At 40.8% G+C, this 26,124-nt stretch carries 29 protein-coding genes; all 29 read left to right on the forward strand.

All coding sequences use genetic code 11. The features are described 5' to 3' along the window. Positions 1–5: 5 nt before the first annotated feature. Entirely contained in the window at positions 6–227 is a 222-nt protein-coding gene (locus LF817_RS07545) for a flagellar FlbD family protein (protein ID WP_253935182.1), read from the forward strand. Further along, positions 217–636: a flagellar basal body-associated protein FliL gene (gene fliL / locus LF817_RS07550; protein WP_253935183.1), complete on the forward strand. Its 420-nt coding sequence runs from the start codon at positions 217–219 to the stop codon at positions 634–636. Before LF817_RS07545 ends, fliL begins: the two co-directional genes overlap by 11 nt. A 33-nt stretch (positions 637–669) precedes the next feature. Beyond that, on the forward strand, positions 670–1,671 hold the full coding sequence (gene fliM / locus LF817_RS07555; RefSeq protein WP_253935184.1) for a flagellar motor switch protein FliM: 1,002 nt from the start codon (positions 670–672) through the stop codon (positions 1,669–1,671). Further along, positions 1,661–2,815: a flagellar motor switch phosphatase FliY gene (fliY, locus tag LF817_RS07560; RefSeq protein WP_253935185.1), complete on the forward strand. Its 1,155-nt coding sequence runs from the start codon at positions 1,661–1,663 to the stop codon at positions 2,813–2,815. Before fliM ends, fliY begins: the two co-directional genes overlap by 11 nt. Positions 2,816–2,835: 20 nt before the next feature. Further along, positions 2,836–3,198 (forward strand): response regulator, encoded by a 363-nt coding sequence (locus LF817_RS07565; protein WP_253935186.1) that lies wholly within the window; start codon positions 2,836–2,838, stop codon positions 3,196–3,198. Between the two features lie 15 nt (positions 3,199–3,213). Beyond that, positions 3,214–3,867, forward strand: coding sequence for a flagellar biosynthetic protein FliO (locus LF817_RS07570; RefSeq protein ID WP_253935187.1), 654 nt, complete (start codon positions 3,214–3,216; stop codon positions 3,865–3,867). Further along, entirely contained in the window at positions 3,864–4,529 is a 666-nt protein-coding gene (gene fliP / locus LF817_RS07575) for a flagellar type III secretion system pore protein FliP (RefSeq protein WP_253935188.1), read from the forward strand. Before LF817_RS07570 ends, fliP begins: the two co-directional genes overlap by 4 nt. Before the next feature lie 22 nt (positions 4,530–4,551). Further along, a complete protein-coding gene (gene fliQ / locus LF817_RS07580) occupies positions 4,552–4,821 on the forward strand; it encodes a flagellar biosynthesis protein FliQ (RefSeq protein WP_253935189.1) in 270 nt (89 codons plus the stop codon). 2 nt (positions 4,822–4,823) lie between these two features. Then, positions 4,824–5,609 carry a flagellar biosynthetic protein FliR gene (gene fliR / locus LF817_RS07585; RefSeq protein ID WP_253935190.1) on the forward strand — a complete coding sequence of 262 codons (786 nt, stop codon included), beginning with the start codon at positions 4,824–4,826 and terminating at the stop codon, positions 5,607–5,609. Further along, a complete protein-coding gene (gene flhB, locus LF817_RS07590; protein ID WP_253935191.1) occupies positions 5,606–6,691 on the forward strand; it encodes a flagellar biosynthesis protein FlhB in 1,086 nt (361 codons plus the stop codon). The genes fliR and flhB overlap by 4 nt, the downstream gene beginning before the upstream one ends. 19 nt (positions 6,692–6,710) lie before the next feature. Further along, the gene (gene flhA / locus LF817_RS07595; protein WP_253935192.1) at positions 6,711–8,741 is read left to right on the forward strand and encodes a flagellar biosynthesis protein FlhA; all 2,031 of its coding nucleotides are present in this window, start codon (positions 6,711–6,713) and stop codon (positions 8,739–8,741) included. Next, positions 8,741–9,844, forward strand: a complete 1,104-nt coding sequence (gene flhF, locus LF817_RS07600; RefSeq protein WP_253935193.1) for a flagellar biosynthesis GTPase FlhF — start codon at positions 8,741–8,743, stop codon at positions 9,842–9,844. The genes flhA and flhF overlap by 1 nt, the downstream gene beginning before the upstream one ends. Beyond that, a complete protein-coding gene (locus LF817_RS07605) occupies positions 9,837–10,688 on the forward strand; it encodes a MinD/ParA family protein (protein WP_253935194.1) in 852 nt (283 codons plus the stop codon). The genes flhF and LF817_RS07605 overlap by 8 nt, the downstream gene beginning before the upstream one ends. A gap of 8 nt (positions 10,689–10,696) precedes the next feature. After that, positions 10,697–11,767: a protein-glutamate methylesterase/protein-glutamine glutaminase gene (locus tag LF817_RS07610; protein WP_253935195.1), complete on the forward strand. Its 1,071-nt coding sequence runs from the start codon at positions 10,697–10,699 to the stop codon at positions 11,765–11,767. Further along, positions 11,746–13,743, forward strand: coding sequence for a chemotaxis protein CheA (locus LF817_RS07615; protein WP_253935196.1), 1,998 nt, complete (start codon positions 11,746–11,748; stop codon positions 13,741–13,743). Before LF817_RS07610 ends, LF817_RS07615 begins: the two co-directional genes overlap by 22 nt. 33 nt (positions 13,744–13,776) lie before the next feature. Beyond that, entirely contained in the window at positions 13,777–14,247 is a 471-nt protein-coding gene (locus LF817_RS07620) for a chemotaxis protein CheW (RefSeq protein WP_253935197.1), read from the forward strand. Between the two features lie 145 nt (positions 14,248–14,392). Beyond that, positions 14,393–14,890, forward strand: a complete 498-nt coding sequence (locus tag LF817_RS07625) for a chemotaxis protein CheD (RefSeq protein WP_253935198.1) — start codon at positions 14,393–14,395, stop codon at positions 14,888–14,890. Then, positions 14,887–15,192, forward strand: coding sequence for a hypothetical protein (locus tag LF817_RS07630; RefSeq protein ID WP_253935199.1), 306 nt, complete (start codon positions 14,887–14,889; stop codon positions 15,190–15,192). Before LF817_RS07625 ends, LF817_RS07630 begins: the two co-directional genes overlap by 4 nt. A gap of 31 nt (positions 15,193–15,223) precedes the next feature. Then, complete coding sequence (locus LF817_RS07635; RefSeq protein ID WP_253935200.1) at positions 15,224–15,997, forward strand: FliA/WhiG family RNA polymerase sigma factor; 774 nt, start codon at positions 15,224–15,226, stop codon at positions 15,995–15,997. A gap of 50 nt (positions 15,998–16,047) precedes the next feature. Further along, complete coding sequence (locus LF817_RS07640; protein WP_253935201.1) at positions 16,048–16,476, forward strand: hypothetical protein; 429 nt, start codon at positions 16,048–16,050, stop codon at positions 16,474–16,476. Between the two features lie 162 nt (positions 16,477–16,638). Continuing rightward, complete coding sequence (rpsB, locus tag LF817_RS07645; RefSeq protein ID WP_253935202.1) at positions 16,639–17,370, forward strand: 30S ribosomal protein S2; 732 nt, start codon at positions 16,639–16,641, stop codon at positions 17,368–17,370. 91 nt (positions 17,371–17,461) lie between these two features. After that, complete coding sequence (gene tsf / locus LF817_RS07650; RefSeq protein WP_253935203.1) at positions 17,462–18,346, forward strand: translation elongation factor Ts; 885 nt, start codon at positions 17,462–17,464, stop codon at positions 18,344–18,346. Positions 18,347–18,474: 128 nt separating this feature from the next. After that, the gene (pyrH, locus tag LF817_RS07655; RefSeq protein WP_253935204.1) at positions 18,475–19,197 is read left to right on the forward strand and encodes a UMP kinase; all 723 of its coding nucleotides are present in this window, start codon (positions 18,475–18,477) and stop codon (positions 19,195–19,197) included. A 2-nt stretch (positions 19,198–19,199) separates the two neighbouring features. After that, positions 19,200–19,757, forward strand: a complete 558-nt coding sequence (gene frr, locus LF817_RS07660; protein ID WP_253935205.1) for a ribosome recycling factor — start codon at positions 19,200–19,202, stop codon at positions 19,755–19,757. Positions 19,758–20,023: 266 nt separating this feature from the next. Then, positions 20,024–20,791 (forward strand): undecaprenyl pyrophosphate synthase, encoded by a 768-nt coding sequence (locus LF817_RS07665; RefSeq protein ID WP_253935206.1) that lies wholly within the window; start codon positions 20,024–20,026, stop codon positions 20,789–20,791. Between the two features lie 14 nt (positions 20,792–20,805). Continuing rightward, positions 20,806–21,597, forward strand: coding sequence for a phosphatidate cytidylyltransferase (locus tag LF817_RS07670; RefSeq protein WP_253935207.1), 792 nt, complete (start codon positions 20,806–20,808; stop codon positions 21,595–21,597). A gap of 16 nt (positions 21,598–21,613) precedes the next feature. Then, positions 21,614–22,759 (forward strand): 1-deoxy-D-xylulose-5-phosphate reductoisomerase, encoded by a 1,146-nt coding sequence (dxr, locus tag LF817_RS07675; RefSeq protein WP_253935208.1) that lies wholly within the window; start codon positions 21,614–21,616, stop codon positions 22,757–22,759. A gap of 15 nt (positions 22,760–22,774) precedes the next feature. Further along, positions 22,775–24,031 (forward strand): RIP metalloprotease RseP, encoded by a 1,257-nt coding sequence (rseP, locus tag LF817_RS07680; protein ID WP_253935209.1) that lies wholly within the window; start codon positions 22,775–22,777, stop codon positions 24,029–24,031. A gap of 311 nt (positions 24,032–24,342) precedes the next feature. Further along, positions 24,343–26,049 (forward strand): proline--tRNA ligase, encoded by a 1,707-nt coding sequence (locus LF817_RS07685; RefSeq protein ID WP_253935210.1) that lies wholly within the window; start codon positions 24,343–24,345, stop codon positions 26,047–26,049. The last annotated feature ends 75 nt before the right edge of the window (positions 26,050–26,124 follow it).

A 26,124-nucleotide genomic window follows, 5' to 3' on the forward strand; every position in this document is an offset into this window, starting at 1 on the left:
CCTATATGATTTCATTAACGAGGCTGAATGGAGAGACTTTTTGGTTTAATCCTATTTACATAGAAAAGATCCAGTGCAATCCTGATACGACAATTACGACAATACAAGGAAAAAGCTTCGTTGTGAAAGACGATCATGAGAAGGTTATGAAAGATATGAAGCGGTTTTATAGAGAGGTCGGATTGGTCAGAATCGTAAACAAGGCAGGTGAGGAAAATGAAAAGTAATGTATTTCGAACCATGCTTATTGTGCTGGGAACGATCAGTGTGCTTGGTGTTGTAGCTCTTGTTCTTGTCATGAATATAAAAGAATCCGAGGCTGATGGGGAGCGGTCGATTGATGAAATGGTAGAGGCTTCGCTTGTGACGGACGAGATTACAACAGACCTTGAGAATGGTGATTTTGTCCGTATCAGTTTTCAAGTAGTAACTGACAGTAAAGAAGCACTTGAGGAACTGGAGAAAAGAGATTTCCAAATGCAGAATATTCTGTTGAAGGAACTAGCTGTAATGAACACAGAAGACTTTAAATCTGGGCTTGCAGATCTTGAAGAAAAGCTGAAGGTGAAGCTGAATGAGCTTATGAAGGAAGGACAAGTCACAGATGTGTACACGATCGATAAAGTACTTCAATAATAAGAGTGGTCTTGATGAGGTGGAGGTGAGATTTTGGCAGAAGAGGTATTATCACAATCAGAAATCGACTCCTTGCTATCCGCACTGTCCACGGGAGAAATGGATGCAGAGGAGTTAAAAATAGAAGAAAAAGAGAAAAAAGTGAAAGTGTATGACTTTAAGAGGGCTTTAAGGTTCTCGAAAGATCAAATACGCAGCTTATCTAGAATTCATGAAAACTTCGCCAGGTTATTGACTACTTATTTTTCAGCCCAGTTAAGAACTTACGTGAACATAACTGTCGCATCTGTCGATCAATTACCATATGAGGAATTCATCCGGTCCATACCGACAATGACTATTTTAAATATATTCAAAGTACCTCCTCTAGAGGGACGTATTCTCATGGAGACTAATCCGCAGATTGCTTACGCCATGATGGATCGCGTTTTAGGAGGAAGAGGAAGCGGCGTCAACAAGGTTCAGAATCTGACAGAAATTGAAACTACGATATTGACACAGATTTTTGAGAACTCACTAGGAAATTATCAGGAAGCCTGGGGTTCAATTGTTGAAATTGAACCGATTTTAGAAGAAATGGAAGTGAATCCTCAGTTTCTGCAAATGGTTTCCCCGAATGAAACTGTCGTTGTCGTATCATTAAATACGTCGATAGGGGAAGCCAGTGGAATGATCAACATTTGTATCCCTCATGTGGTGTTGGAGCCTATCATCCCTAAACTGTCTGTTCATTATTGGATGCAGAACCAGCAGCAAAAGGAAAGTGACCCTGAGGAGTACAAAGCTTTGTCAAATACGTTGAAACTGGCGGAAGTTGATGTCAGTGCGGTTCTAGGTGAAGCTGATATGTCGATCGAAGAGTTTCTGAGGCTTAATGAAGGTGACGTTATTAGACTGGATCAATTGATTGATGAGCCGATGAGCCTTCGGGTTGATGAAGAAGAAAAGTTCCAGATTCAGCCAGGAAAAATCAAAAATAAGCTGGCTGTTCAAGTATTAAGTGAGTATCAAGGGGGTTCAGACTATGATGAGTGACGACATGCTTTCGCAAGATGAAATAGATGCACTGCTTAACGGCGGTGGAGAAGATGAAAAAAAAGAAAATAGTGCAGAATCCTCTGAAGTAGAAAAATATATTTCTACACTAGAAGAAGATGCTTTAGGCGAAATCGGGAATATTTCGTTTGGAAGTTCAGCAACTGCCTTGTCCTCTTTACTGAATCAAAAGGTTGAAATTACGACTCCGTCCATATCAACTATCAAACGCTCCCAGTTAACCGATGAATTTCCTAAGCCGCATGTGGCCGTAAATGTAAACTACACGGACGGTTTTTCAGGGGAAAACCTGTTAGTTATAAAAAGTAATGATGCTGCTGTTATCGCAGATCTCATGCTGGGCGGGGATGGTCAATCGCCCATAGAGGAATTGAATGATATCCACTTAAGTGCTGTACAGGAAGCGATGAACCAAATGATGGGTTCTGCTGCCACAAGCTTATCCACAGTATTTAACAAAAAAATCGATATCACACCTCCGACGATTAATGTATTGAATTTAGTAGAAAACAAGGGTACTGAACAAATCCCTGAAGATGAAGTGTTAATAAAGGTTTCATTCAAGTTGAGAGTAGGCTCATTGATAGACTCGAATATTATGCAGCTGCTATCGATCCCTTTTGCCAGATGTCTAGTGGATGAACTGCTAAATCCTCCAGAAGATGATCCAATGCCGTCCCTAGAGGAGAAAGTTGCTGAGCCGGAGGTTGAGGAACCGATAAATTCAAATGAACAGGAAAAAGACAAGCTTGAAAAAGAGCCAGAGCTGTTAGGTGGTGCCGGCGGCCAGGGATTGAACAATTCAAACGTTCAGAATGCTCAATTTTCCGATTTCGAACATGTGCAGTTGAATACAAATGAACAGCATAATTTGGACATGCTCATGGATATTCCATTAAAAGTCACGGTTGAATTAGGCCGCACGAAACGGACAATTAAAGAAATTTTAGAATTGACATCAGGCTCTGTCGTTGAATTAGACAAATTAGCTGGTGAACCTGTAGATATCCATGTCAATGAGAAGCTAATGGCTAAAGGGGAAGTTGTCGTAATTGATGAGAACTTCGGAGTTCGCGTGACGGATATATTAAGTAAGAAAGATAGATTGAAAAAACTTAGATAGAGCTTAAGGAGGAGATTGGAATGGGAGAAAGAATTCTGATTGTTGATGATGCAGCATTCATGAGAATGATGGTTAAGGATATTTTGACAAAAAACGGGTATGAAATTGCAGGGGAAGCGGAAGATGGTCAAAAAGCTGTGGAAATGTATAAGGAACAAAATCCTGATTTAGTCACAATGGATATAACTATGCCTGAAATGGATGGAATTACAGCATTAAAAGAAATCAAAGCGGTCAACCCTAACGCGAAGGTCATCATGTGCTCGGCAATGGGACAGCAAGCTATGGTTGTAGATGCGATTCAAGCAGGAGCTAAAGATTTTATCGTCAAACCGTTTCAAGCAGAGCGAGTCATTGAAGCAATACAAAAAGCACTAAACTAAAGAGTAGGGATTTAAATGATGCGAAGAACGATTCAAAGTACAGCACTGTTATTTATGGCCGGGGCAATCATTTTATCTTTCGGGTCTATTGTGTCAGCAAGTCCGTCAGTTACTGATTGTGCCGAGAACCCTGAGATGCAGGGATGTGGTTCTGATGAAAGTGGAGTGGAATCGCCTGGGCAAGAGATACCTTCAGCTGACTCAGAAGAGAACCCCTCTATGATTTGGAATATCATTAAATTAATTTTTGCTTTACTTTTAGTACTAGCACTTATTTATGGTTTACTAAAGTTTTTCAACAAACGAAGTAAAATGTTCCAAAAAAATCGAACGATGGAAACATTGGGAGGAGTTACCCTTGCACCTAACAGATCTCTGCAAGCCGTACGTATCGGAAACGAAATTTACGTAGTCGGTGTTGGTGATTCTATCAATCTGATTACAGAGATCACAGATCAAGCGACGAAGGATACCCTCGTAAAGCAGGAGGAACATCCGGATATCATTCAAAAAGGGTTCGGAGAATTTCTGAAAAATAGAGCGAAATCTAACCAAAACCAAAGCGGGAAATCATCTACCGTTCAGTTCCAGCAATTATTTGAAAAGCAGCTGAATGAAATGAAAGAGAATAGGCGGAAATCGATGAATAGGAAGGATGATCAATCATGAGTGAATTTGTTGATATCTTTTCCGGTTCAGATCCTGAAGACGTAGCAACGTCTGTCCGCCTTTTGCTTTTATTAACTGTTTTATCGCTTGCTCCTGGTATTTTGATTCTTATGACGAGCTTTACAAGAATACTTATCGTTCTTTCGTTCGTAAGGACATCACTGGCTACTCAGCAAATGCCGCCTAATCAAGTGCTCATAGGTATCGCTTTATTTATGACCTTTTTCATCATGGCTCCTACATTTCAGGAGGTCAACGATCAAGCGCTGACTCCTTTATTTAATGAGGAAATCACGTTAGATGAGGCTTATGAAGAAGCGAGTATCCCAATGAAAGATTTCATGGCTAAGCATACAAGGCAGAAAGATTTGGCTTTGTTCATGGGGTATTCCGAAATGGACCAGCCTGAAACTATACAGGATGTCCCGATGACAACCCTTGTACCAGCCTTTGCGATCAGCGAATTGAAAACAGCCTTTCAAATGGGATTCATGATTTTTGTTCCTTTTCTCGTCATTGATATGGCAGTTGCAAGTGTATTGATGTCGATGGGGATGATGATGCTCCCTCCGGTGATGATTTCATTACCATTTAAAATATTGCTGTTTGTTTTAGTTGATGGATGGTATTTAATTTCAAAATCATTATTGGAAGGCTTCTAAATGGGTGAAGGAGGTTACATAAATGACAACTGAATTAGTCCTGGAGTTCGCCAAAGAAGGTATATATACTGTTCTGCTGATTTCAGGTCCCTTGCTGATATTAGCTTTAGCGGTCGGTTTATTGGTCAGTATTTTTCAGGCTACGACACAGATTCAAGAGCAAACATTAGCGTTCATTCCAAAAATCGTTGCCGTTCTAATAGGAATGATTTTTTTCGGCCCATGGATGTTGACAATTATGGTGCAGTTTACAGCCAATGTTTTTGAAAACTTGAACATGCTGGTCGGATAGAGATGCTCGATTACATAAGTGCAATAAATCTTCCAGCATTTTTACTTATATTCGTAAGGGTCACTTCATTTTTCGTTACACTGCCGATCTTTTCATATCGTAATCTTCCTACCCAGCACAAGGTTGGATTCAGCTTTTTCTTAGCGGCGTTAATGTACTTTACAGTTGATATTCCAGACTTGGCAGTGGATGAGAATTACTTTTTACTCCTATTCAAAGAAGCGGCTGTAGGAATTTCCGTTGGTTTATTAGCTTATATTATTTTAGCAGCGATTCAAATTGCTGGAGGGCTGATAGATTTCCAGATGGGTTTTGCCATAGCGAACGTGATCGATCCTCAAACCGGAGCACAGAGCCCTTTGATCGGTCAATATATGTACATTATCACTCTGCTTTTCATACTAGCTGTTAACGGCCATCATCTCATGCTGGACGGTATCTTCTACAGTTATGAATTGATCCCTTTGGACAGGCTCATCCCCCTGCAGGAAGAGTCGTGGATTCTCTACGTCGTGGATTCATTCAACCAAATGTTTGTCATCGCTTTTTTAATGGCTGTTCCTATAGTCGGATGTCTGTTTCTGGTCGATGTCGCTTTAGGGATTATCGCTCGGACGGTCCCGCAGCTTAACGTATTTGTAGTAGGGCTGCCTTTGAAAATCTTTGTAGCATTGTTTGTACTAGTAATTGCCATGACGTTTTATATCATGCTTATCCAAAATCTATTTGAATTGATGTTAGAAACGATGCAGGGGCTGATGCAGCTGTTTGGAGGAGACGAACCGTGAGTTACATGAAACTGGATCTGCAATTTTTTGCGGCCGATGAAAAAACAGAAAAAGCTACCCCTAAGAAACGTGGCGATTCCAGGAAAAAAGGTCAAGTTCCTAAAAGTCAGGATGTTAACACAGGTTTTTTACTCTTAATGGTTTTTGGCGGATTATATTTATTTGGCGGTCAGATGCAGGTGTCGTTAACAGAGATGTACAGTAAAACCTTTCAGGAGTACATTCACTGGGAGCTTACAACAGAAAGTACAGCTGCCGTCTTCCTGGAAATAACCGTAGAAATGGCAAAAATTCTTGCTCCCATCATGGGGATAGCGATCGTTGCCGGTATTGCCTCAAACCTGGTTCAAATCGGGATTTTATTCACTGGAGAGCCTATGAAGTTCGACTTAAAAAAAATGGATCCGATCAAAGGGGCCAAAAGAATCTTTTCGGCAAGAGCGATCGTTGAGCTTATTAAATCATTATTGAAGATCTCAATTGTAGGTTTGATCACATTTGCGATCATTTGGGTCAATAAAGACCAGATGATGCTTATGTCTCAGAAATCTGTTGAAGATGCTCTCGTGTTTTTTGGAAACATAACAATTATCATGGGTCTGGCATCGGGTTTAGCTCTCCTGATGCTTTCCACATTGGATTATGTCTATCAACGATATGATCACGAGAAAAATATCAGGATGTCCAAAAAAGATTTGAAAGATGAGCATAAAAACATCGAGGGTGACCCGTTAATTAAATCAAAAATCAAAGAGAAGCAGCGTCAAATGTCCGCAGCCAGAATGATGAGTGAAGTTCCAGACGCAGATGTCGTCATTACGAACCCCACTCACTTTGCCATTGCGGTCAAATACGATGAGAAGGTGTCGGACGCGCCTATCGTCGTAGCAAAAGGCGTGGATTTTGTCGCTCAAAAGATCAAAGAGGTAGCAAAAGCTAACGAAGTGATGATGGTTGAAAACCGCCCATTGGCACGAGCTCTGTATCAGAGTTCAGAATTAGATCGACCGATAGATGAACAATTTTTTAAAGCGGTAGCTGAAATATTAGCTTACGTGTATCGACTGGAGAAAAAAGTGTAGTACTCAAGGAGTGACCCAAATGTCAGCAAGAGATTTATCCGTATTATTAGGCGTAATATTAATTATCATTATGCTTGTTATACCACTTCCTGGGTGGCTTCTTAGCTTTTTAATTTTAATCAACATTACTTTAGCTCTTATCGTCATATTAGTATCTATGAATATGGAAGAAGCGTTACAATTTGCTGTTTTCCCTACATTATTATTGTTGTTGACTTTGTTCCGTCTTGGATTGAATGTGTCGACCACAAGATCGATATTATCTGAAGCTGACGCAGGAGGAGTAGTAGAAACTTTCGGTACTTTTGTAATCGGCGGAAATCCTCTAGTCGGTTTTGTTGTATTCATAATTCTTGTCATTATTCAGTTTCTAGTGATTACAAAAGGAGCCGAAAGGGTGTCGGAAGTCGCCGCTCGTTTTACTCTTGATGCTATGCCCGGGAAGCAAATGAGCATAGATGCAGATTTGAACGCTGGTATGATAAATGAGCACCAGGCAAAAGACAGAAGAGAAAAAATTGAAAATGAAGCGGATTTTTATGGTGCGATGGATGGCGCAAGTAAGTTTGTTAAAGGTGATGCGATCGCCGGCATCATTATCGTTCTTATGAATATCATTTTTGGACTGATCATCGGTATGGCTCAGATGGGAATGTCTTTTAATGAAGCTATTGATACATATATGAGGCTGACGGTAGGGGACGGACTTGTCAGTCAGATTCCGGCACTGCTTATTTCAACTGCTACAGGGATAGTTGTCACTAGAGTTGCTTCACAAGGAAACCTTGGTTCAGATGTGACAAGCCAGCTGTTAAGATACCCTAAGTTACTTTATATAGCGGGCGGTACGATATTTCTACTCGGCCTTACACCTATTCCGTTTTTCTTAACCACTTTAATAGCTTCTGTTCTTATATTCGGAGGGTTCTGGTTATCTAGAGAAAGTCAAGAGCCAGAACATGAAGAACCGGAGGAAGAGGATGAAGCTCAAAGCGATCAAATGAAGTCTCCTGAAAATGTAGTTAATCTAATCAGTATGGACCCGGTAGAATTTGAATTCGGCTATGCTTTGATTCCCATAGCTGATACTAGTCAAGGAGGCGACTTGCTTGACCGTATTGTCATGATCCGTCGTCAGCTGGCGATAGAGCTCGGAATAGTGATTCCTGTTGTGAGAATTCGAGACAACATACAATTGGGGCCTAACGAATACCGATTAAAAATAAAAGGGGAGCAAGTGGCAAAAGGAGAACTGCTCCTCGATCAATATTTAACGATGAGTCCTGGAATGGATGATGGAGAAATTGAAGGGATCGAGACGACAGAACCTGCTTTTGGGTTACCGGCTAAATGGATTACAGAAGATCTTAAAGATGAAGCCGAACTGTCAGGATATACGGTAGTTGATCCTCCTTCCGTTGTTTCCACACATATTACAGAAGTGATTAAGAGGAACGCTCATAAACTCTTAGGGCGCCAGGAAACACAGCAATTGATCGATCACCTTAAGCAATCCTATCCGATTCTCGTAGATGAAGTCACTCCTGAACAGCTTTCTATCGGTGATGTGCAAAAAGTTTTAGCGAAATTACTAAAAGAAAATGTCTCCATTAAAAATTTACCCGTAATTTTCGAGACACTCGCAGACTTCGGGAAAATGACAAACGATTCGGATCTTCTGGCTGAATATGCCAGGCAGGCATTGGCTTCGCAAATTACGAACCAATATCAGAAGGAAGACCAAAGCATGAGGGTCATAACGATATCAGGTAAAGTTGAAAAGTTAATTGCAGATCATATTCAGCAAACAGAACATGGCAATTACTTATCTTTGGATCCCGATTCACAACAAACCATCTTAAAGGCCGTTTCTGAACAAGTAGATCAAGTATCTCTTCAAGAAGAACATGCCATTCTGCTTTGCTCACCAGCCGTGAGAATGTATCTAAAACAACTGGTGGAAAGATTTTTTCCACAGGTCATTGTTTTATCATATAACGAGCTCGATCCAAACGTCGAAGTAGAAAGTGTAGGGGTGGTGAACGGTTAATGAAGGTTAAAAAATTCCAGGCTTCAACGATGCCGGAGGCTGTGAAAAAAGTGAAGAAAAGTCTAGGGCAGGATGCCGTGATATTAAATAGTAAAGAAATTAAAGTGGGCGGCTTTCTTGGGATGTTTAAAAAGCGGAATATTGAGGTCATTGCTGCTATTGACTCCGTTCAGCCGGTAACTTCAGATTCCGAGCGAAAACCAGCCATCGATATAAAAAAGAAAGAAGTTCCTTCACATAATGATAGTGAAGTTATGCGAGAGCTTAAACAGTTGAAAACGATGATACAGCAACAGTCAGTGAACGATTTAACGATACTGGATAAGCTGGCTGCTCATTTGATTAGTCAAGAGATAGACAGTCAGATAGTAGATGATCTCGTAAGTACTTTAAAAGGTGAAGGCTTACAAGAGACTGAAGGATTGGATGCTTCTAGTCTTGAGTTAAATATTAAGGAGTACTTTGAGAATAAAGTTGCACATCTACCGGTCGGAAGCCCGGCTTTTGTTAAAAAGTATGTCCACTTAGTCGGCCCCACAGGCGTAGGGAAAACCACTACTTTGGCTAAACTAGCTGCAGACGCTGTATTGAATAGAAATCAAAAAGTAGCATTCATAACGACTGATACTTACCGGATCGCTGCTATCGATCAATTGAGAACGTACGCTAAACTATTAAATATTCCTTTAGAGGTCGCATATAATTTTGAGGATTATATGAGTGCACGGGAGAAATTCGCAAGGTATGATCTCGTATTGATCGATACAGCAGGCAGAAACTTTAGAGAGGCCCATTATATCCAAGAACTTGAAAGGGTTTTACAGTTCAATGAAGATACGGAAACCTACTTAGTTCTCTCTCTTGCGTCAAAATATGAGGACATGAAAGAAATATTCCTTCAGTTCAACAAAATACCAATTCACCAGTTTATTTTTACGAAAAAAGATGAAACAGCTAAAGTGGGTGCAGCCCTCAGCCTGTCGATTAACAACCAGATAGGAATTGCGTATGTAACCTACGGTCAGGACGTACCTGATGATATTTCTCAGGCGGATGTCAGCCAGCTGATTGCATCGGTAACAGAAGGTCTGCCTCATGAATGATCAAGCTGCCAGTCTCAGGAGACGTTTAAAACATCAAACCGTTAAGGCTGAAGCTAAAACTATTGCCGTCGCCAGCGGTAAGGGAGGCGTAGGTAAGTCGACTCTCACAATTAATTTCGCATTAAAACTGATCAAGCAAGGAAACAATGTATTAATTATAGATTTAGACATCGGAATGGGAAATATAGATATCCTGCTTGGTGTTACGCCCAAATACTCGTTTACAGACTTGTTCGAAAGTCATATGACAATCTTTGACATTATTGAAAGAGGGCCACTGTCGGTGTCCTATATAGCCGGAGGGTCAGGTTTAGCCAGTATTTTTAGTATGGGCGATGAGAAATTTTCTTATTTTCAAAGTGAGTACCAGCAATTAGCCAAAGCTTTTGACTACATTCTTTTTGATATGGGAGCCGGTGTGACCCCTGACAGTCTCAAACATATGATAGCTGCTGAGGAAGTTATTCTTGTGACCACTCCTGAACCTACTTCGTTGACGGATGCCTATTCCTTGCTTAAGCATTTAGTGCGCGAAGATCCAGATGTTGAAGTGCAGGTACTCACCAACAGAGCTATGAATGAACAGTCAGCTATTCATACATATGAACGGCTGGAAAATGCAGCAAATAAATTTTTAGGCAAAAAAATAAACCTTCTGGGAGCTATTCCAGAGGATCGGCACGTATTCGATAGTGTACTGAAACAAGTTCCTTTTACCCTTGAAAGTCCTAAATGCAAGGCTAGTAAGTCTATGGATGAGTTGGTCAATCAATATTTGAAAATCCCCTCCAGAAAAAATGAATCCTTCTTGGAGAAGCTTAGGCGTTTGGTTCAAGAGAGGTGAATGAACTCATGCATAAAATTAAAGTTTTGGTTGTAGACGATTCAGCTTTCATGCGAAAAATGCTGTCAGAGATTCTGAACGCAGATATACGTATTGAAGTAGTAGGGACAGCGAGGGATGGTTCTGATGGGATTTCAAAAGCTGAAGCTCTAAAACCGGATGTTATGACGTTAGATATTGAGATGCCTAAAATGGACGGCTTAGAAGCTTTGAAAATATTGATGAGAGAAAACCCTCTTCCAGTTGTGATGGTTTCCAGTTTAACGGCGAAGGGAGCAGACAGCACAATAAAAGCTATGGAACTTGGTGCCGTCGATTTTGTACTTAAACCGTCTGGTTCGATTTCACTGGATATACATAAAGTTGAACATTCGATTGTAAGAAAAGTGATTGCCGTCAGTAAATCAAAAATGACTGCGACTGTCACACCAGCTTGTCCCCCCTTGTTAACAACTAAAATTAAGAATAATAAGGATTCGATTATAGCTATAGGAACATCGACTGGCGGTCCGCGTGCGTTACAAAAGGTTATAGGTGGATTACCCGCAGATTTGAATGTACCGGTATTGGTTGTCCAGCATATGCCGGCACGCTTCACAAGCTCTCTGGCAAAAAGGCTGAACGGGATTTCATCGGCTATTGTAAAAGAAGCAGTTCATGCAGAAGTCTTAGAGAATGGTGTTGTATATATCGCTCCAGGCGATTTTCATATGGGAGTCATCTATGAAGCAGGCACTTATAAAGTCCATCTTGAAAATAGTGACCCTATTATAGGGCATCGGCCTTCTGTGAATCACCTTTTTGAATCCCTCTCTCATTTAGATCTTCATACCGTTGCCGCAGTGATGACCGGAATGGGAGCGGATGGGACAGAGGGTTTAATTAAAATGAAAAAACGAAATTCTTCATGCTATGTCATTGCAGAATCAGAAGAAACTTCTATTGTATTTGGCATGCCTAAGGCTGTAATCAAATCTAAACTTGCTAATGAAGTAGCGCCCGTAAATAAAATAAGTGAAAGTATTATGCAAGCTATTTCCAGGCAGGAGGGTGCATCATGGACACGAATCAATATTTAGAGATTTTCATTGATGAAAGTAATGAACATTTACAATCCATAAATGATCAGCTGTTGGAATTAGAAAAAAATCCGAACGATCTTGCTATAGTTGGTGAGATTTTCAGGTCAGCACATACGTTGAAAGGCATGTCCGCGACGATGGGTTATCAAGATCTTTCCAATCTTACTCATAAGATGGAAAACGTACTCGATGGCGTTCGAAATGATCAGATTCAAGTGGATTCTGATATGCTCGACATTGTTTTTGACTCAGTCGATGATCTAGAAGCCATGGTACTGGATATCTCCAAAGGAGGAAACGGGGCTCGTGATGTTAGTCGTGTAGTCGATCTTCTGCAAGCAGTTGAGCTTGGTCACGTCCTTAAAGACCGTGAAGAGCAAGAAGATCATAGTGGGAATTCTGATGACATTCAGCTGGATGAATTTACAAGAGCGGTATTAGAGCAATCCGCAGAGCAGGGATTAAACAATTTTCAAGTGGAAGTCTATTTAAATGAAGATTGTCTTCTAAAAGCTGCACGTGTCTATATGGTTTTTGACGTTTTGGAACAAATAGGAGAAGTAGTCAAATCCCAGCCTTCAGCAGAAACACTCGAAAACGAAGAGTTCGATCATAGCTTCAAAGTACTTTTTGTTACCGAAGAAGATGAGGAAGAAATTGCGGGAAGAATAAATAAAATTTCTGAAATCAAACAGGTGAAGGTATCGACCTATTCTATAGATAAAGACGAATCTCACTCAGAACCTGAAATTGAACAAAAACAAAATATAAATGAAGACGAAAAACAAGAGATTGCAGACAAAGGATATAAAGGAAAGCAGACTGCCAATAAAACGATCAGAGTCAATATAGACAGACTAGATGTTCTCATGAATCTATTTGAGGAACTCGTGATTGATCGTGGGCGGTTGGAGCAAATTGCTGCTGAGATTAATCATTTAGAATTGAATGATACCGTGGAAAGAATGACCAGGGTCTCGGGGGATTTGCAGAATATTATCCTGAATATGCGCATGGTACCAATCGAACAAGTGTTCAATAGATTCCCGAGGATGGTACGACAGCTTTCAAAGGATTTAAACAAAAATATAGATTTAAGAATCATAGGTGAAGAAACGGAGCTTGATAGGACCGTCATTGATGAAATAGGTGACCCGCTCGTCCACTTAATACGAAATGCCATCGATCATGGTATAGAACGCCCGGAAGAAAGGTTAGCACGAGGAAAAGAAGCTAAGGGGAATATCGAATTAAGAGCGTACCATAATGGAAATCACGTGTTTATAGAAATAGTAGACGACGGAGCGGGGATTGACCGCGAAAAAGTTTTGGGAAAAGCTTTATCGAACCAGGTAGTTACTAGGGAACAGGCTGAAAAACTGACCGACAAAGAAGTGTACGAATTAATAATGGCTAGTGGTTTTTCAACAGCAGACATTATTTCTGACGTTTCTGGTCGAGGGGTTGGTTTAGATGTCGTGAAGAACACAATTGAATCTTTAGGAGGAAATATAGCGATAGACTCTGAATTAGGGAAAGGCAGTATGTTCTCAATTCAGCTCCCGCTGACTTTATCCATCATCTCAGTCATGTTGGTGGAAATTCAAAAAGAGAAGTATGCCATTCCTTTATCATCAATTATAGAGACAGCGATCGTAAAAAAAGAGGAGATCCTTAGAGCACATAATAAAGAAGTCATAGATTTTCGAGGGAAATTAGTTCCGCTTGTTTTTTTGAAAGACATCTTCAACGTTCCTCTTGAGTTAGAAGATCGAGATTACTATTCACTTGTAATTGCGAGGAAAGGCGATAAAATGGCGGGTTTTGTCGTAGATTCGTTCATAGGCCAGCAAGAAGTCGTTCTAAAGTCCCTTGGAGGTTATCTGTCGGGCGTTTTCGCTATTTCAGGGGCGACAATTTTAGGAGATGGACAAGTTGCTTTAATTTTAGATTCTAATGCTTTGATCAAGTAATCGCGTTCTATATTTATAGAAGGAGGTAAAGTAATGACTCAAGAACCTGATAAGACGATAAAGGTGATCGTTTTCCAGTTGGAAAATGAAGAGTATGCCATTCCTGTGCATCAAGTGGGATCCATAGAACGGATCATGCCAATTACGAGAGTCCCCGGAACTGCTGAATTTGTGGAAGGGGTCATTAATCTACGAGGTGTAGTTACGCCGATTCTTGACCTTAGAAAAAGATTCTCCCAGAAAAACTATGAAATGGAAGAAAGTACTCGCATAATCATTACAATCATTGACGAAATGGATGTCGGACTAATAGTAGATTCAGCTAATGACGTACTTGATATTGAAGAGGAATCAATAGAACCTCCACCTCAAGTTATAGGAGCTGTGGAAGATGAATATGTGAGCGGAGTTGCAAAGCTTGATAAGCGTCTATTAATTCTATTGAATTTATCCAGGGTGCTTTCTTCTAGTGAGGTAAGAGAACTTTACGACATGGAAGGATGATAGCCGCAGTAATCATATGGCACATATGGAGGAGGAACGGTCATGTTAAAGTTGTTTCCTGAACATCTTCAGTGGATGTATTTCGACTTTTTCAAGAAACCATCTGCATCTCGTTTATTCATAGCTTCCTCTGCAGTTGTATTTTATGAGTAAGACAGCAGGCATCGTAAAAGTAGGTATAGCTGAGTTGAAGATTGTGGAAGGTCCCTGTGTATTGAGAACTTCCGGTTTAGGATCTTGTGTAGCGGTCGTACTTATTGACTCTTCGCAATCAATTGCAGCCATGGCCCACATTATGCTTCCGAACTCCAGATTTGCTAAAAGCGGCGAAAACCTTCCGGCGAAATATGCAGATACTGCTATTGAGCTCTTAGTAAGAGTAATGCTGGATAAAGGAAGCCAATTAGCTCGTCTAAAAGCCAAAATTGCAGGAGGAGCGCAGATGTTTCAGTTTAACAATGCTATCAGAACGATGAGTATAGGCGATCGTAATGTCACAGCTGTCAAAGAGAAATTACAAAGTATGGGGATTCCTCTTGCTGCTGAAGATACAGGTGGTAATAACGGCAGAACGGTTGAATTCGATCCACTTACCGATTTTTTGCATATACGAACCGTACATAAAGGTGAAAAGAAGATATGATCGGCTCTCATAAGTGGAACGTAAGCAGCGGAACTCTAGCTTTTATTTTGACTTTTCTACTATCTACAACGGCTAATCCATGGGATACGTCTCTATTCAGGGGCGGGATCTACTTCATCATTTTTTTCCTTATCGCTTACGCATTTAGGCTGATCGGTTATTTCATCGTTAAGAAACCGAAAAAGCAGAACATTGGAAAAAATGAAATAAACCGAGCTGATCAGGTTAAGCAACAGGTAAAAAAGGATTCAATAAAAGAGACGACAGAAAAAGTCCGTACGCTGTTAAATGAACAGGAATAAATTGGTTGATTACAAGAAGAGGAGGAATTCGATGAGTGGCTCTCTATCTTCAGAACAACTAGAGCTATGGAACAAATGGGCAAATGAGAAAGACAGCGAGGCAGCTAATGAATTAGTGCGGATGTACGATTACTTAGTGAGCTTCCACGTGCAAAGAATTTCTGCTCATTTACCTAAAAGTGTAAGCAAAGAGGACGTCAGGAGTTTAGGATTGCTCGGATTGTATGATGCTTTGCGGAAATTTGACATGTCACGGGACTTGAAGTTTGATACATATGCTTCTTTTAGAATAAGAGGATCTATAATTGATGGGTTAAGGAAAGAGGATTGGCTGCCGAGATCAGTACGAGATAAATCAAAAAAAATCGATGGTGCAGCTGAAATTCTGGAGCAGCAGCTTCAGCGTCCACCTACTTCCGAAGAGATTGCAAAAGAATTAAGGATGAGTCCATCCGAGGTCGAAGAAGTTATGAAAGACTCCCTATTCGCTAATGTCTTATCTATGGAAGAAAAACCGAAAGAAGGTAAAAGCGATCATAAAGAGGGGATCGGTTATTCCATACCTGACCAGGAGACGATTTCCCCCGCTGATAATATAGTGAATCAAGAGAATTACCAGGAGTTAACCGATCAAATCAAACAATTGAATGAAAAAGAACAGTTAGTAGTAAGTTTGTTTTATACAGAAGAACTGACACTTACTGAAATTGGGGAAATCATGGAACTTACAACTTCCCGGATTTCACAAATACATGCGAAAGCTATCTTTAAACTGCGTAATTCGTTAATGGAGACGGTCAGCTGAATGAAGAGCTATTGTTACAAAAGAATGAATTAGACCATGTGGGGTGACAAATGATCTATTTTCTATTGATTATTGGGTTTATCATTGATGGCGTTATCGTCCTCGGGCTGATGACTCTTTTCACTAAAATGAAAAAGACGGAAGAACTGGAGTTAAGGCAGAAAGAAGTTGCTGCAGAGATCGAAGACTTGTTTTCCTCCTATTTACTAGAGTTAAAAGAAGAAAATAAAAGGCTGGAAGGAAAGCTGGTCCAACCTGTGAAAACAGAGACTGTATTTCGTGAACATGAAACTGCTTATGAAAGGGAAGACTATCATCCGCCAGAACCGATGGAAACAGAAGAATTATATAGGCCTTCCCGTTCCTCTCAAGTGATCTCAAGGTACAATAGGGGTGTTCCTATCGAGCTTATCGCAAAAGAATTAAATATAGGAAAAACAGAAGCTCAATTAATCCTTAAGTTCCAGGAAAAAAATTAGGGTCACTACTTGATTGAGGAGAGGGATTGTGGTATATTTACTGACGGTGTCAATACACACACCTTTTAATTTCCACTCAGGTTGCTCTAGTTAAATAGAGTTGAGATGGAAAGATGATGAAGGTGGAGGATACTAATAAAACCACAACAGGAGGAAATTTAAATGTCTGTAATTTCTATGAAACAGCTTTTAGAAGCTGGTGTTCATTTCGGACACCAAACTCGTCGCTGGAACCCGAAGATGAAGAAATACATCTTCACAGAGCGTAACGGGATCTATATCATCGACCTTCAGAAAACCGTTAAAAAGGTGGATGAAGCGTATAACTATGTGAAAGAGGTAGCTGCTGACGGCGGAAACATTCTTTTCGTAGGTACGAAAAAACAAGCACAAGATACTGTACGTGATGAAGCAGTCCGCTGTGGAATGTACTATATCAACCAACGCTGGTTAGGTGGAACGTTGACTAACTTCCAAACAATCCGTAAGCGTGTTAACCGTCTAAAAGACATCGAGCGCATGGAAGAAGACGGAACGTTCGACGTACTTCCTAAAAAAGAAGTAGTTGACCTGCTTAAAGAAAAAGATCGTCTAGTTAAATTCCTGGGCGGAATCAAAGAAATGACTTCAATTCCTGACGCAATGTTTGTCATTGACCCTCGTAAAGAGCGCATTGCTATTGCAGAAGCTCATAAATTAAATATCCCGGTTGTCGGTATTGTTGATACAAACTGTGACCCGGATGAAATCGATTATGTCATCCCAGCAAACGATGACGCTATTCGTGCCGTTAAATTGTTGACTGCTAAAATGGCTGACGCTGTTTTAGAATCAAAACAAGGTGAAGAAACAGAAGTGGCAGAAGAAGCAGAAGCAGAAGCTGTCGAAGAGTAATTATCGTGTCAAGAGGTGATAAGGGGGTATACCTTTTATCACCTTTTTTAAAGCTATGATATGAATGTTTGATTAATAAGGAGGCAATACAATGGCTATTAATGCAAAGATGGTAAAAGAACTTCGTGAAAAGACCGGTGCTGGTATGATGGATTGTAAAAAAGCACTTACAGAAACTGATGGAGATATGGAAAAAGCTCTTGAATGGCTACGTGAAAAAGGTATTTCCAAGGCTCAGAAAAAAGCTGACCGTATTGCAGCGGAAGGTTCTGCTCACATCGTAGTGGAAGGAAATGCCGCTGTGCTGTTTGAAGTGAACTGTGAAACTGACTTCGTAACAAAAAACGATCAGTTCAAGAACTTGCTTCAGGAACTTGGTAAGCACTTAGTGAGTCAAAAACCTGCTACTGTTGAAGAAGCACTTGAGCAAAAGCTTCACGGAGAAGGAAATACTCTAAATGAATATATCACAGACGTTGTAGCAAAAATTGGAGAGAAGATCTCACTTCGCCGTTTTGTCATTAAAGAGAAAACGGATAAGGATGCATTCGGTGCATATACTCACATGGGCGGACGCATCGGCGTATTGACTGTACTTGAAGGTTCTACAGATGAAGCTGCTGCTAAAGATGTAGCTATGCACGTAGCTGCAGTCAATCCACGTTATGTATCCCGCAATGAAATTCCTGAAGAAGAAGTGAATACTGAGCGTGAAACGCTTAAAACACAAGCATTGAATGAAGGTAAGCCTGAGAATATCGTTGAGAAAATGGTAGAAGGCCGTCTTAACAAATTCTTTGAAGAAATTTGCCTGCTTGAACAAAGCTTTGTTAAAGACCCGGATCAAAAAGTAAAACAATATGTAGCTTCCGCTGGCGGTGAAGTGAATGGTTTCGTTCGCTTTGAAGTAGGCGAAGGTATGCAAAAACGCGAAGAAAACTTTGCTGATGAAGTCATGAGCCAGGTTAAAAAATAATAGAGAATAACGTAGGGGACACGTAGTGTTCCCTATTTTAAAACAATGATATTGCAAAGATAAGCTACATAGATAATTCATAAAATGGGTAGCTTTCGTATTAAAACAGGGAATAAATGGAGGTTTCTATGACTACAGCACACTATCGACGTATTGTTTTAAAACTAAGCGGGGAAGCTCTCAGCGGGACCAATGGATATGGAATCGAACCTCGTGTCATTCAATCGATCACTAAACAGGTGAAGGAAGTTGCAGAGCTTGGAGTGGAAATCGCCGTAGTTGTAGGCGGTGGAAACATTTGGCGTGGAAAAGTAGGCAGTGAAATGGGAATGGACCGAGCCAATGCTGACTATATGGGCATGCTTGCCACTGTCATGAATTCATTAGCTCTTCAGGACAGCCTTGAAAATATCGGCATTCCGACACGCGTCCAGACTTCAATTGAAATGAGGCAGGTAGCGGAACCTTATATTAGAAGAAAAGCCATCCGCCATCTTGAGAAGAAGCGCGTCGTTATTTTCGCAGCAGGTACAGGGAATCCTTACTTCTCAACGGATACTACTGCAGCATTAAGAGCTGCTGAGATAGAAGCTGATGTCATACTGATGGCGAAGAACAATGTAGATGGTGTTTACAGTGATGATCCTAAATTGAATGAAGATGCTAAAAAGTATGATAAAGTTTCCTACATGGAAGTTCTTAACGAGGGTCTTGGAGTCATGGATTCAACTGCCTCATCATTATGTATGGACAACGATATTGATTTACTGGTATTCTCTATTACAGAAGAAGGTAATATTAAGAAGGCTGTTATGGGCGAAAACATCGGAACAATCGTAAGGGGGAAATAAACATGTCAGATTCAATTATCAACGAAACAAAGCAGCAAATGGAACAAGCCGTTCAAGCTTTTTCACGTCAATTAGCAACAGTTAGAGCAGGTAGAGCAAACCCATCACTACTAGATAGTGTGTACGTCGATTATTACGGTGCAGCAACTCCGTTGAACCAGCTGGCTCAGGTGTCTGCTCCGGAGCCGCGCATGCTTGTTATTACACCGTATGATAAATCAGCTATTTCTGAAATTGAAAAAGCTATCCAAAAGGCTGACCTTGGTTTGTCTCCATCAAGTGATGGAAATATTGTCAGAATCAATATTCCTTCACTTACAGAAGAACGACGCAAGGATCTTGTGAAAGTTGTCGGGAAATATGCAGAAGAAGCTAAAGTTCAAGTTCGTAACATTCGCAGAGAATCTAACGATCAACTGAAAAAACTTCAAAAAGACGGAGAACTTACAGAGGATGATCTTCGTTCTTCACAAGAAGATGTACAAAAAGTGACGGACCAAAACATCGCTGAAGTGGACAAGCTCGCCAAAGCCAAAGAAGCGGAAATGATGGAAGTTTAAAATCGTTTATTAAAACAGCCTTTTATTTAATATTCCTTATGAGGATTAAGCCGCACTGTTGCTGTATGGCAGTGCGGCTTTTGTTTTGCCGCTCGTAATGTAATAAGCTTGAATGTATCTTTGACTTCTGTTGTATTAAAGTCTTCTCTCGTACATCAAGCCCCCTTTCTGCTTTTCTCACGTTATCCTCTTTAAGTGAATGGCGGCATGTTGTAGGATAATAGTATATAATAATATAGTGGAGCCATATAACTGGAGGATTTACGATGCAAATCAAGATTCCATTTACTAAAAGTAAAGTACAAACTATAAATAGACCCCCGGGGTTAGATTACGACCATATTCCAAAGCATGTAGCCATCATTATGGATGGAAATGGCCGTTGGGCTAAAAATAGAGGGATGCCCAGGATAGCCGGTCATAAAGAAGGTATGGGTGTCGTGAAAAAAATTGTGAGGCATGCCTCAGATTTAGGGGTGCAGGCACTTACTCTTTATGCGTTCTCTACTGAAAATTGGAAACGGCCAAAAAACGAAGTAGAGTTTCTTATGAAGCTTCCTGTAGATTTCCTAGGTACATATCTTCCAGAGCTAATCGAAAGAAATGTCCAGGTTCAAACGATAGGGGATGTAAGTCTGCTTCCTCCTCATACAAGAAATGCTATAGAAGAAGCGATCGAACGAACGTCTGAGAATGATGGGCTCATACTAAATTTTGCATTGAATTATGGAAGTCGTTATGAAATGGTGAATGCGGTCAAAGAGATTGCCGCAAAAGTCGAAACTGGAGAAATCTCAGCTTCAGAAGTTACGGAAGAGATGTTTTCTTCCCATCTTTATACTTCGGATTTGTTAGAGCCAGATCTGCTTATTCGTACGAGTGGTGAACAAAGGCTGAGCAACTTTTTGTTATGGCAGCTCGCTTATTCAGAATTTTGGTTCACAGAAGTATATTGGCCGGATTTTGATGAAGCTTTGTTTGAAAAGGCTCTCTACGATTATCAAAATAGGAAGCGTCGATACGGCGGGATATAAGGTGTGGATGTATAATGAAACAAAGAACAATTACAGCAATAGTCGCAGCATTAATTTTTCTGCCGATTGTGATGCTGGGTGGCTTACCCTTTCAACTTTTTGTATATTTAATTGCGAGTATAGGTATTTTTGAACTTATGCGAATGAAAAAAATAGCCAGATATTCTATCGCATCAGGGATCACGATGTTACTGATGTGGTCTTTAATGTACAAACAGGATATGTTCGGAGGTTATGAATTACCCATCACAAAATCTGAAATAACGCTTTTAGCCGTGTTATTATTGTTGAGCTATACGGTACTAGTTAAAAACCGCTTTACATTTGATGATGCAGGTTTTCTTATCATTTCGGCAATTTATGTAGGGATGGGTTTCTATTATTTGATTGAAACGAGAGCCCACGATTTAGAGTATATATTTTATGCTTTGTTCGTAGTGTGGGCTACAGATACAGGTGCTTATATATTTGGAAGAGCATTTGGCAAGCATAAACTTTGGCCGCAGATAAGTCCTAAGAAAACAATAGAGGGATCAGTTGGAGGCATATTACTAGCTTGTGTCGTTGCATTCGTCTTTCAACTGGTTGAGCCGGTACACCCTTCCATGATCGTCGTCCTGCTAGTTACGATCCTCATTTCCATGGCTGGTCAAATCGGTGATTTAGTGGAGTCCGCGTTCAAACGCCATTACGCAGTGAAAGATTCCGGAAAGATTTTACCTGGTCACGGCGGTGTACTGGACCGTTTTGATAGTTTAATTTTTATGCTGCCGATTTTACATTTGATCGGGTTTATACAGGTGTAGTCAAGGGGGATGGAGTATGAAACAAGTTTCATTGTTAGGAGCTACCGGCTCTATCGGGTTGCAGACAATAGAAGTGTTACGCCTGCATAAAGATGAATTTTCACTATATGCTATGGCTTTCGGAAAAAATATTGACAAGGCTCTGCCTTTGATAGAAGAGTTCAACCCTGCCATTATTGTCGTACAGGATGAAATGACGAAAGATAAACTTGAAAAAGAAGTGAACCACTCTAGAATTTTCTCTGGAAGTGGAGGTTTAATTGAAGCAAGTGTTGCCGATTCTGTAGATGTAGTTGTAAATGCTGTGATGGGAAGTATAGGGCTTCCAGCTACTTTAAAAGCAATCGAGGCTAAGAAATCCATCGCGATCGCGAATAAGGAGACATTAGTAACAGCCGGGCATCTAGTCATGGATGCCGCGCGTAAGCATGATGTTGAACTATTACCGGTGGACAGTGAGCATTCTGCCATCTACCAATCTTTAAATGGGGAAAGCAGCAAAGATATTAGTAAGCTGTTGATTACGGCCTCTGGAGGCAGCTTTCGTGATAAAACGAGAGATCAATTAAAAGGAGTTACGGTCGAAGACGCCTTGAACCACCCAAACTGGAGTATGGGAGCGAAAATCACCATAGATTCAGCTTCCATGATGAATAAAGGTCTGGAAGTCATAGAAGCCCACTGGCTCTTTGGTATACCATATGACCAAATACATGTTATTCTTCATAGGGAAAGCGTCATTCACTCCATGGTTGAATTTGTAGACCGCAGTGTCATGGCTCAGCTTGGGACCCCAGACATGAAAGTCCCTATCCAGTATGCGCTCACATATCCGGATCGGATGGAGCTTCCAATTACTGAACAGCTCAACCTGGAACACATAGCTGCTCTACATTTTGAAAAAATGGATTTTGAAAGGTTCCCTTGTCTTCGGATGGCTTATGAAGCCGGACGGGAGGGGGGATCAATGACGACTGTCTTGAACGCAGCGAACGAAGAAGCGGTTCAGCTGTTTCTAGAAGGCTGCATTGATTTCTTGGATATCGAGTACTTGATTGAAAAAGAGCTCTCTAAGCATCAAGTTATTCATAGCCCTGACTTATCAACCATATTATCTATAGATAAGAGGACAAGAGAACAAGTCCGCAGCCATTTAAAATAAAGGAAGGTGCTTCATTTGACTACAGTGATTGCATTTATACTCATGTTCGGATTATTAGTGTTTGTGCATGAGTGGGGGCATCTCATTTTTGCTAAAAGAGCCGGCATGCTCGCTCGAGAATTCGCGATTGGTTTCGGTCCGAAAATATTCGCTTTTACTAGAAACGAAACCCTCTATACCATTAGGTTATTGCCTATTGGCGGCTATGTGAGAGTAGCTGGAGAGGACCCTGAAATCATTGAATTGAAAGCAGGTCATCATATTGGACTTGAATTCAATGAGTCTGGTAAAGTGAATCGCATCATTGTGAATAATAAGTCTAAACACCCTCATGCACGCGTGATTGAAGTCGAAAGAGCTGACTTGGACCACCGTTTGATTATCGAAGGTTACGAAATCGATGAAGATGAGAAGTTATATTTTGAAGTCGATCCAAAAGCAATGTTCGTGTTAGATGAGAAGGAAACGCAGATTGCTCCTTATGATCGTCAGTTCGCATCGAAATCCGTTCCTCAACGTGCTATGCAATTATTTGCGGGACCGTTGATGAATTTTGTGTTGGCAGTCATCTTGTTCATGATTCTCGGTTTCATACAAGGTGTTCCCGCTGATGAAGCCTTGATCGGTGAGGTTCAGCAGGATTCCCCTGCTGAGGAAGCAGGACTTCAAAACGGGGATCGGGTATCCGCAGTAAACGGGGAACCAGTTGATACGTGGGAAGAGTTTACAACGATTGTTAGAGAATACCCTGAAGAAGAAGTAAGTCTTACTGTGCAGCGTGATGGTCAGACCGAGGAATTGAATGTCACTCCAAAATTATTACAAGAAGGCGACATGGAGATTGGACAGGTCGGGGTAGCTCGTGCGTTCGAGGATTCATTCGTTAAAAAGTTGACATTCGGTTTTACTCAGACGTATGAGTGGGGTACACTGATTTTAACGAACTTAAGCATGCTTGTTACCGGTCAATTCTCACTGGATATGCTTTCTGGTCCAGTCGGTATTTATGATGCTACCGACCAGGTTGTACAAACAGGCTTCACCAACTTTATGATGTGGACAGCGATTTTAAGTGTAAACTTAGGGATCGTCAACCTGCTTCCGCTTCCTGCTTTGGATGGTGGACGTCTATTGTTTGTAGGCTTAGAAGGATTACGTGGAAAACCAATAGATCCGCAAAAAGAAGGAATTGTTCATTTTATCGGCTTCGCTTTGCTGATGCTACTCATGTTAGTCGTTACTTGGAATGATATTCAAAGGTTATTCCTATAAACTTTGAGCGGGGAGCAGTGTGGGACGGTAGCTCTCACACTTGCTTCTGGCTCCTTTTTAATTTAAAAACTATGTAAATTGACTTTTCATAAAAAGTGATTTGTCGATATGTCATGGTGGTTGAAGACTTAACTTCAAGATAATGTGGTCTCGTTGCCGCAATGAGAGTCAATAGTGACTGGGAAACTACTCGCTTTTCAGACCCCAAAAAAGCAATTGATTTGCTGGATCTCCAATGGAGGCGGCCCCCCGTGCGTTTCTAATCTTGATGGATAGAATAGCTAATTCAATAGAAATTAGAGGTGGAAATAATGAAACAAAGCCAAATGCTTGTCCATACGTTAAAAGAAAACCCTGCAGATGCAGAAATCAAAAGTCATCAGCTCCTCGTAAGAGCTGGATATATTAGACAGATTGCTTCAGGAGTGTACAGCTTTTTACCTTTAGGAAAAAGAGTGTTACGTAAAGTTGAAGAAATCGTCCGAGAAGAAATGGATAAAGCAGGAGCACATGAAATGCTGATGTCTGCGCTGCAGCCTGCTGAACTTTGGCAGGAAAGCGGCCGGTGGAATACATATGGAGCAGAGTTGATGCGATTGCATGACCGTCATGAACGCGAGTTTGCCCTGGGTGCCACCCATGAGGAAGTAATTACAAGTCTTGTCCGTGACTCTATCAAAAGCTACAAACGACTTCCTCTCATGGTGTATCAAATTCAAAATAAATTTCGTGATGAGAAGCGTCCTCGTTTCGGCCTGCTCAGAGGACGCGAATTTTTAATGAAGGATGCTTATTCATTTAATGAATCATTTGAAAGCCTGAATGAAAGCTATGAGAAAATGTTTACCGCTTATTCGAATGTCTTTACCCGCTGTGGTCTTGATTTCCGTGCTGTGATCGCCGATTCAGGACAAATGGGCGGTAAAGATACGCATGAATTTATGGTGTTATCAGAAGTCGGCGAAGACGTCATTGCTTACTCTGATACTTCTGATTATGCAGCAAATGTAGAAATGGCACCTGTTATCACTCAGTCTCCGCCTTCTGATGAAGAACCTGAAGAGCTGGAAAAAGTCGCGACTCCCGATCAAAAAACGATGCAGGAGGTAGCTGATTTTCTAGGTCATAGCCTGGCTGAAGGTTTGAAGTCTATCATGTTCAAGGTAGACGATCAGTTTGTATTAGTGGTGACCCGCGGAGACCATGAAGTGAATGATATTAAACTCAAGAACCTTTATGACGCTGATATCGTAGATTTAGCAACAGAAGAGGATACTCATTCATTAATGGGAGCTGGTTTCGGCTCCTTAGGACCAGTCAACGCGCCGGATAGTGTCGACGTCATCGCGGATTTTGCAGTCGAACCGCTCGTAAATGTGACCTGCGGGGCAAATGAAGCAGGCTTTCATTACACAAATGTCAACCCAGACAGAGATTTTCATGTGAAAGAGTATGCTGATTTACGTTTCATAAAGGAAGGCGACCCATCTCCAGATGGTAATGGTCAAATAAAGTTCGCTCGTGGAATAGAAGTAGGACACGTATTTAAGTTGGGCAGGTTCTATGCAGAAAACATGAATGCAACGTTTTTAGACGATCAAGGTAAATCGCAAACGATGGTCATGGGTTCTTATGGCATTGGAGTGTCTAGAACTCTGGCAGCAATTGTTGAGCAATACAATGATGAACGCGGGATTACCTGGCCGGCTAATATTGCTCCCTACCAGGTTCATCTTTTGTCTCTTAACCCGAAAAAAGAGGAACAAAAAGAATTGGCCGATCAACTATACGAGCAATTACAAGCGGCAGGCATTGAAGTTCTGTATGACGATCGAAAAGAGCGTGCGGGTGTTAAATTTGCAGACAGTGATTTATTCGGTATTCCAATCAGAATAACAGTTGGTAAACGCGCTTCTGAAGGGGTAGTTGAGGTAAAAGAGCGTACCAGCGGAGAACAAGCTGACCTGAATCAAAATGAAGTCATCGACCATGTTCAAACATGGTATAATTCAAAATAGAAAATATAATATACCCTTGCTTATGATATTCAGCAAGGGTATATTTATATCGCCAGTGAACTGATTATTAATTTT

It is taken from the genome of Halobacillus sp. A1 (assembly GCF_024189295.1).
Classification (GTDB): Bacteria; Bacillota; Bacilli; order Bacillales; family Halobacillaceae; genus Halobacillus_A.

Coding starts and splice junctions, on each gene's coding strand:
- frr (WP_253935205.1), top strand. CDS start 19,200: ATGTCAGATTCAATTATCAACGAAACAAAGCAGCAAATGGAACAAGCC.
- LF817_RS07545 (WP_253935182.1), top strand. CDS start 6: ATGATTTCATTAACGAGGCTGAATGGAGAGACTTTTTGGTTTAATCCT.
- dxr (WP_253935208.1), top strand. CDS start 21,614: ATGAAACAAGTTTCATTGTTAGGAGCTACCGGCTCTATCGGGTTGCAG.
- LF817_RS07615 (WP_253935196.1), top strand. CDS start 11,746: ATGGACACGAATCAATATTTAGAGATTTTCATTGATGAAAGTAATGAA.
- tsf (WP_253935203.1), top strand. CDS start 17,462: ATGGCTATTAATGCAAAGATGGTAAAAGAACTTCGTGAAAAGACCGGT.
- pyrH (WP_253935204.1), top strand. CDS start 18,475: ATGACTACAGCACACTATCGACGTATTGTTTTAAAACTAAGCGGGGAA.
- LF817_RS07635 (WP_253935200.1), top strand. CDS start 15,224: ATGAGTGGCTCTCTATCTTCAGAACAACTAGAGCTATGGAACAAATGG.
- fliP (WP_253935188.1), top strand. CDS start 3,864: ATGAGTGAATTTGTTGATATCTTTTCCGGTTCAGATCCTGAAGACGTA.
- LF817_RS07685 (WP_253935210.1), top strand. CDS start 24,343: ATGAAACAAAGCCAAATGCTTGTCCATACGTTAAAAGAAAACCCTGCA.
- LF817_RS07620 (WP_253935197.1), top strand. CDS start 13,777: ATGACTCAAGAACCTGATAAGACGATAAAGGTGATCGTTTTCCAGTTG.
- fliR (WP_253935190.1), top strand. CDS start 4,824: ATGCTCGATTACATAAGTGCAATAAATCTTCCAGCATTTTTACTTATA.
- flhA (WP_253935192.1), top strand. CDS start 6,711: ATGTCAGCAAGAGATTTATCCGTATTATTAGGCGTAATATTAATTATC.
- fliQ (WP_253935189.1), top strand. CDS start 4,552: ATGACAACTGAATTAGTCCTGGAGTTCGCCAAAGAAGGTATATATACT.
- fliL (WP_253935183.1), top strand. CDS start 217: ATGAAAAGTAATGTATTTCGAACCATGCTTATTGTGCTGGGAACGATC.
- LF817_RS07605 (WP_253935194.1), top strand. CDS start 9,837: ATGAATGATCAAGCTGCCAGTCTCAGGAGACGTTTAAAACATCAAACC.
- LF817_RS07570 (WP_253935187.1), top strand. CDS start 3,214: ATGATGCGAAGAACGATTCAAAGTACAGCACTGTTATTTATGGCCGGG.
- flhF (WP_253935193.1), top strand. CDS start 8,741: ATGAAGGTTAAAAAATTCCAGGCTTCAACGATGCCGGAGGCTGTGAAA.
- LF817_RS07670 (WP_253935207.1), top strand. CDS start 20,806: ATGAAACAAAGAACAATTACAGCAATAGTCGCAGCATTAATTTTTCTG.
- fliY (WP_253935185.1), top strand. CDS start 1,661: ATGATGAGTGACGACATGCTTTCGCAAGATGAAATAGATGCACTGCTT.
- LF817_RS07640 (WP_253935201.1), top strand. CDS start 16,048: ATGATCTATTTTCTATTGATTATTGGGTTTATCATTGATGGCGTTATC.
- LF817_RS07565 (WP_253935186.1), top strand. CDS start 2,836: ATGGGAGAAAGAATTCTGATTGTTGATGATGCAGCATTCATGAGAATG.
- LF817_RS07665 (WP_253935206.1), top strand. CDS start 20,024: ATGCAAATCAAGATTCCATTTACTAAAAGTAAAGTACAAACTATAAAT.
- LF817_RS07630 (WP_253935199.1), top strand. CDS start 14,887: ATGATCGGCTCTCATAAGTGGAACGTAAGCAGCGGAACTCTAGCTTTT.
- rpsB (WP_253935202.1), top strand. CDS start 16,639: ATGTCTGTAATTTCTATGAAACAGCTTTTAGAAGCTGGTGTTCATTTC.
- LF817_RS07625 (WP_253935198.1), top strand. CDS start 14,393: ATGAGTAAGACAGCAGGCATCGTAAAAGTAGGTATAGCTGAGTTGAAG.
- LF817_RS07610 (WP_253935195.1), top strand. CDS start 10,697: ATGCATAAAATTAAAGTTTTGGTTGTAGACGATTCAGCTTTCATGCGA.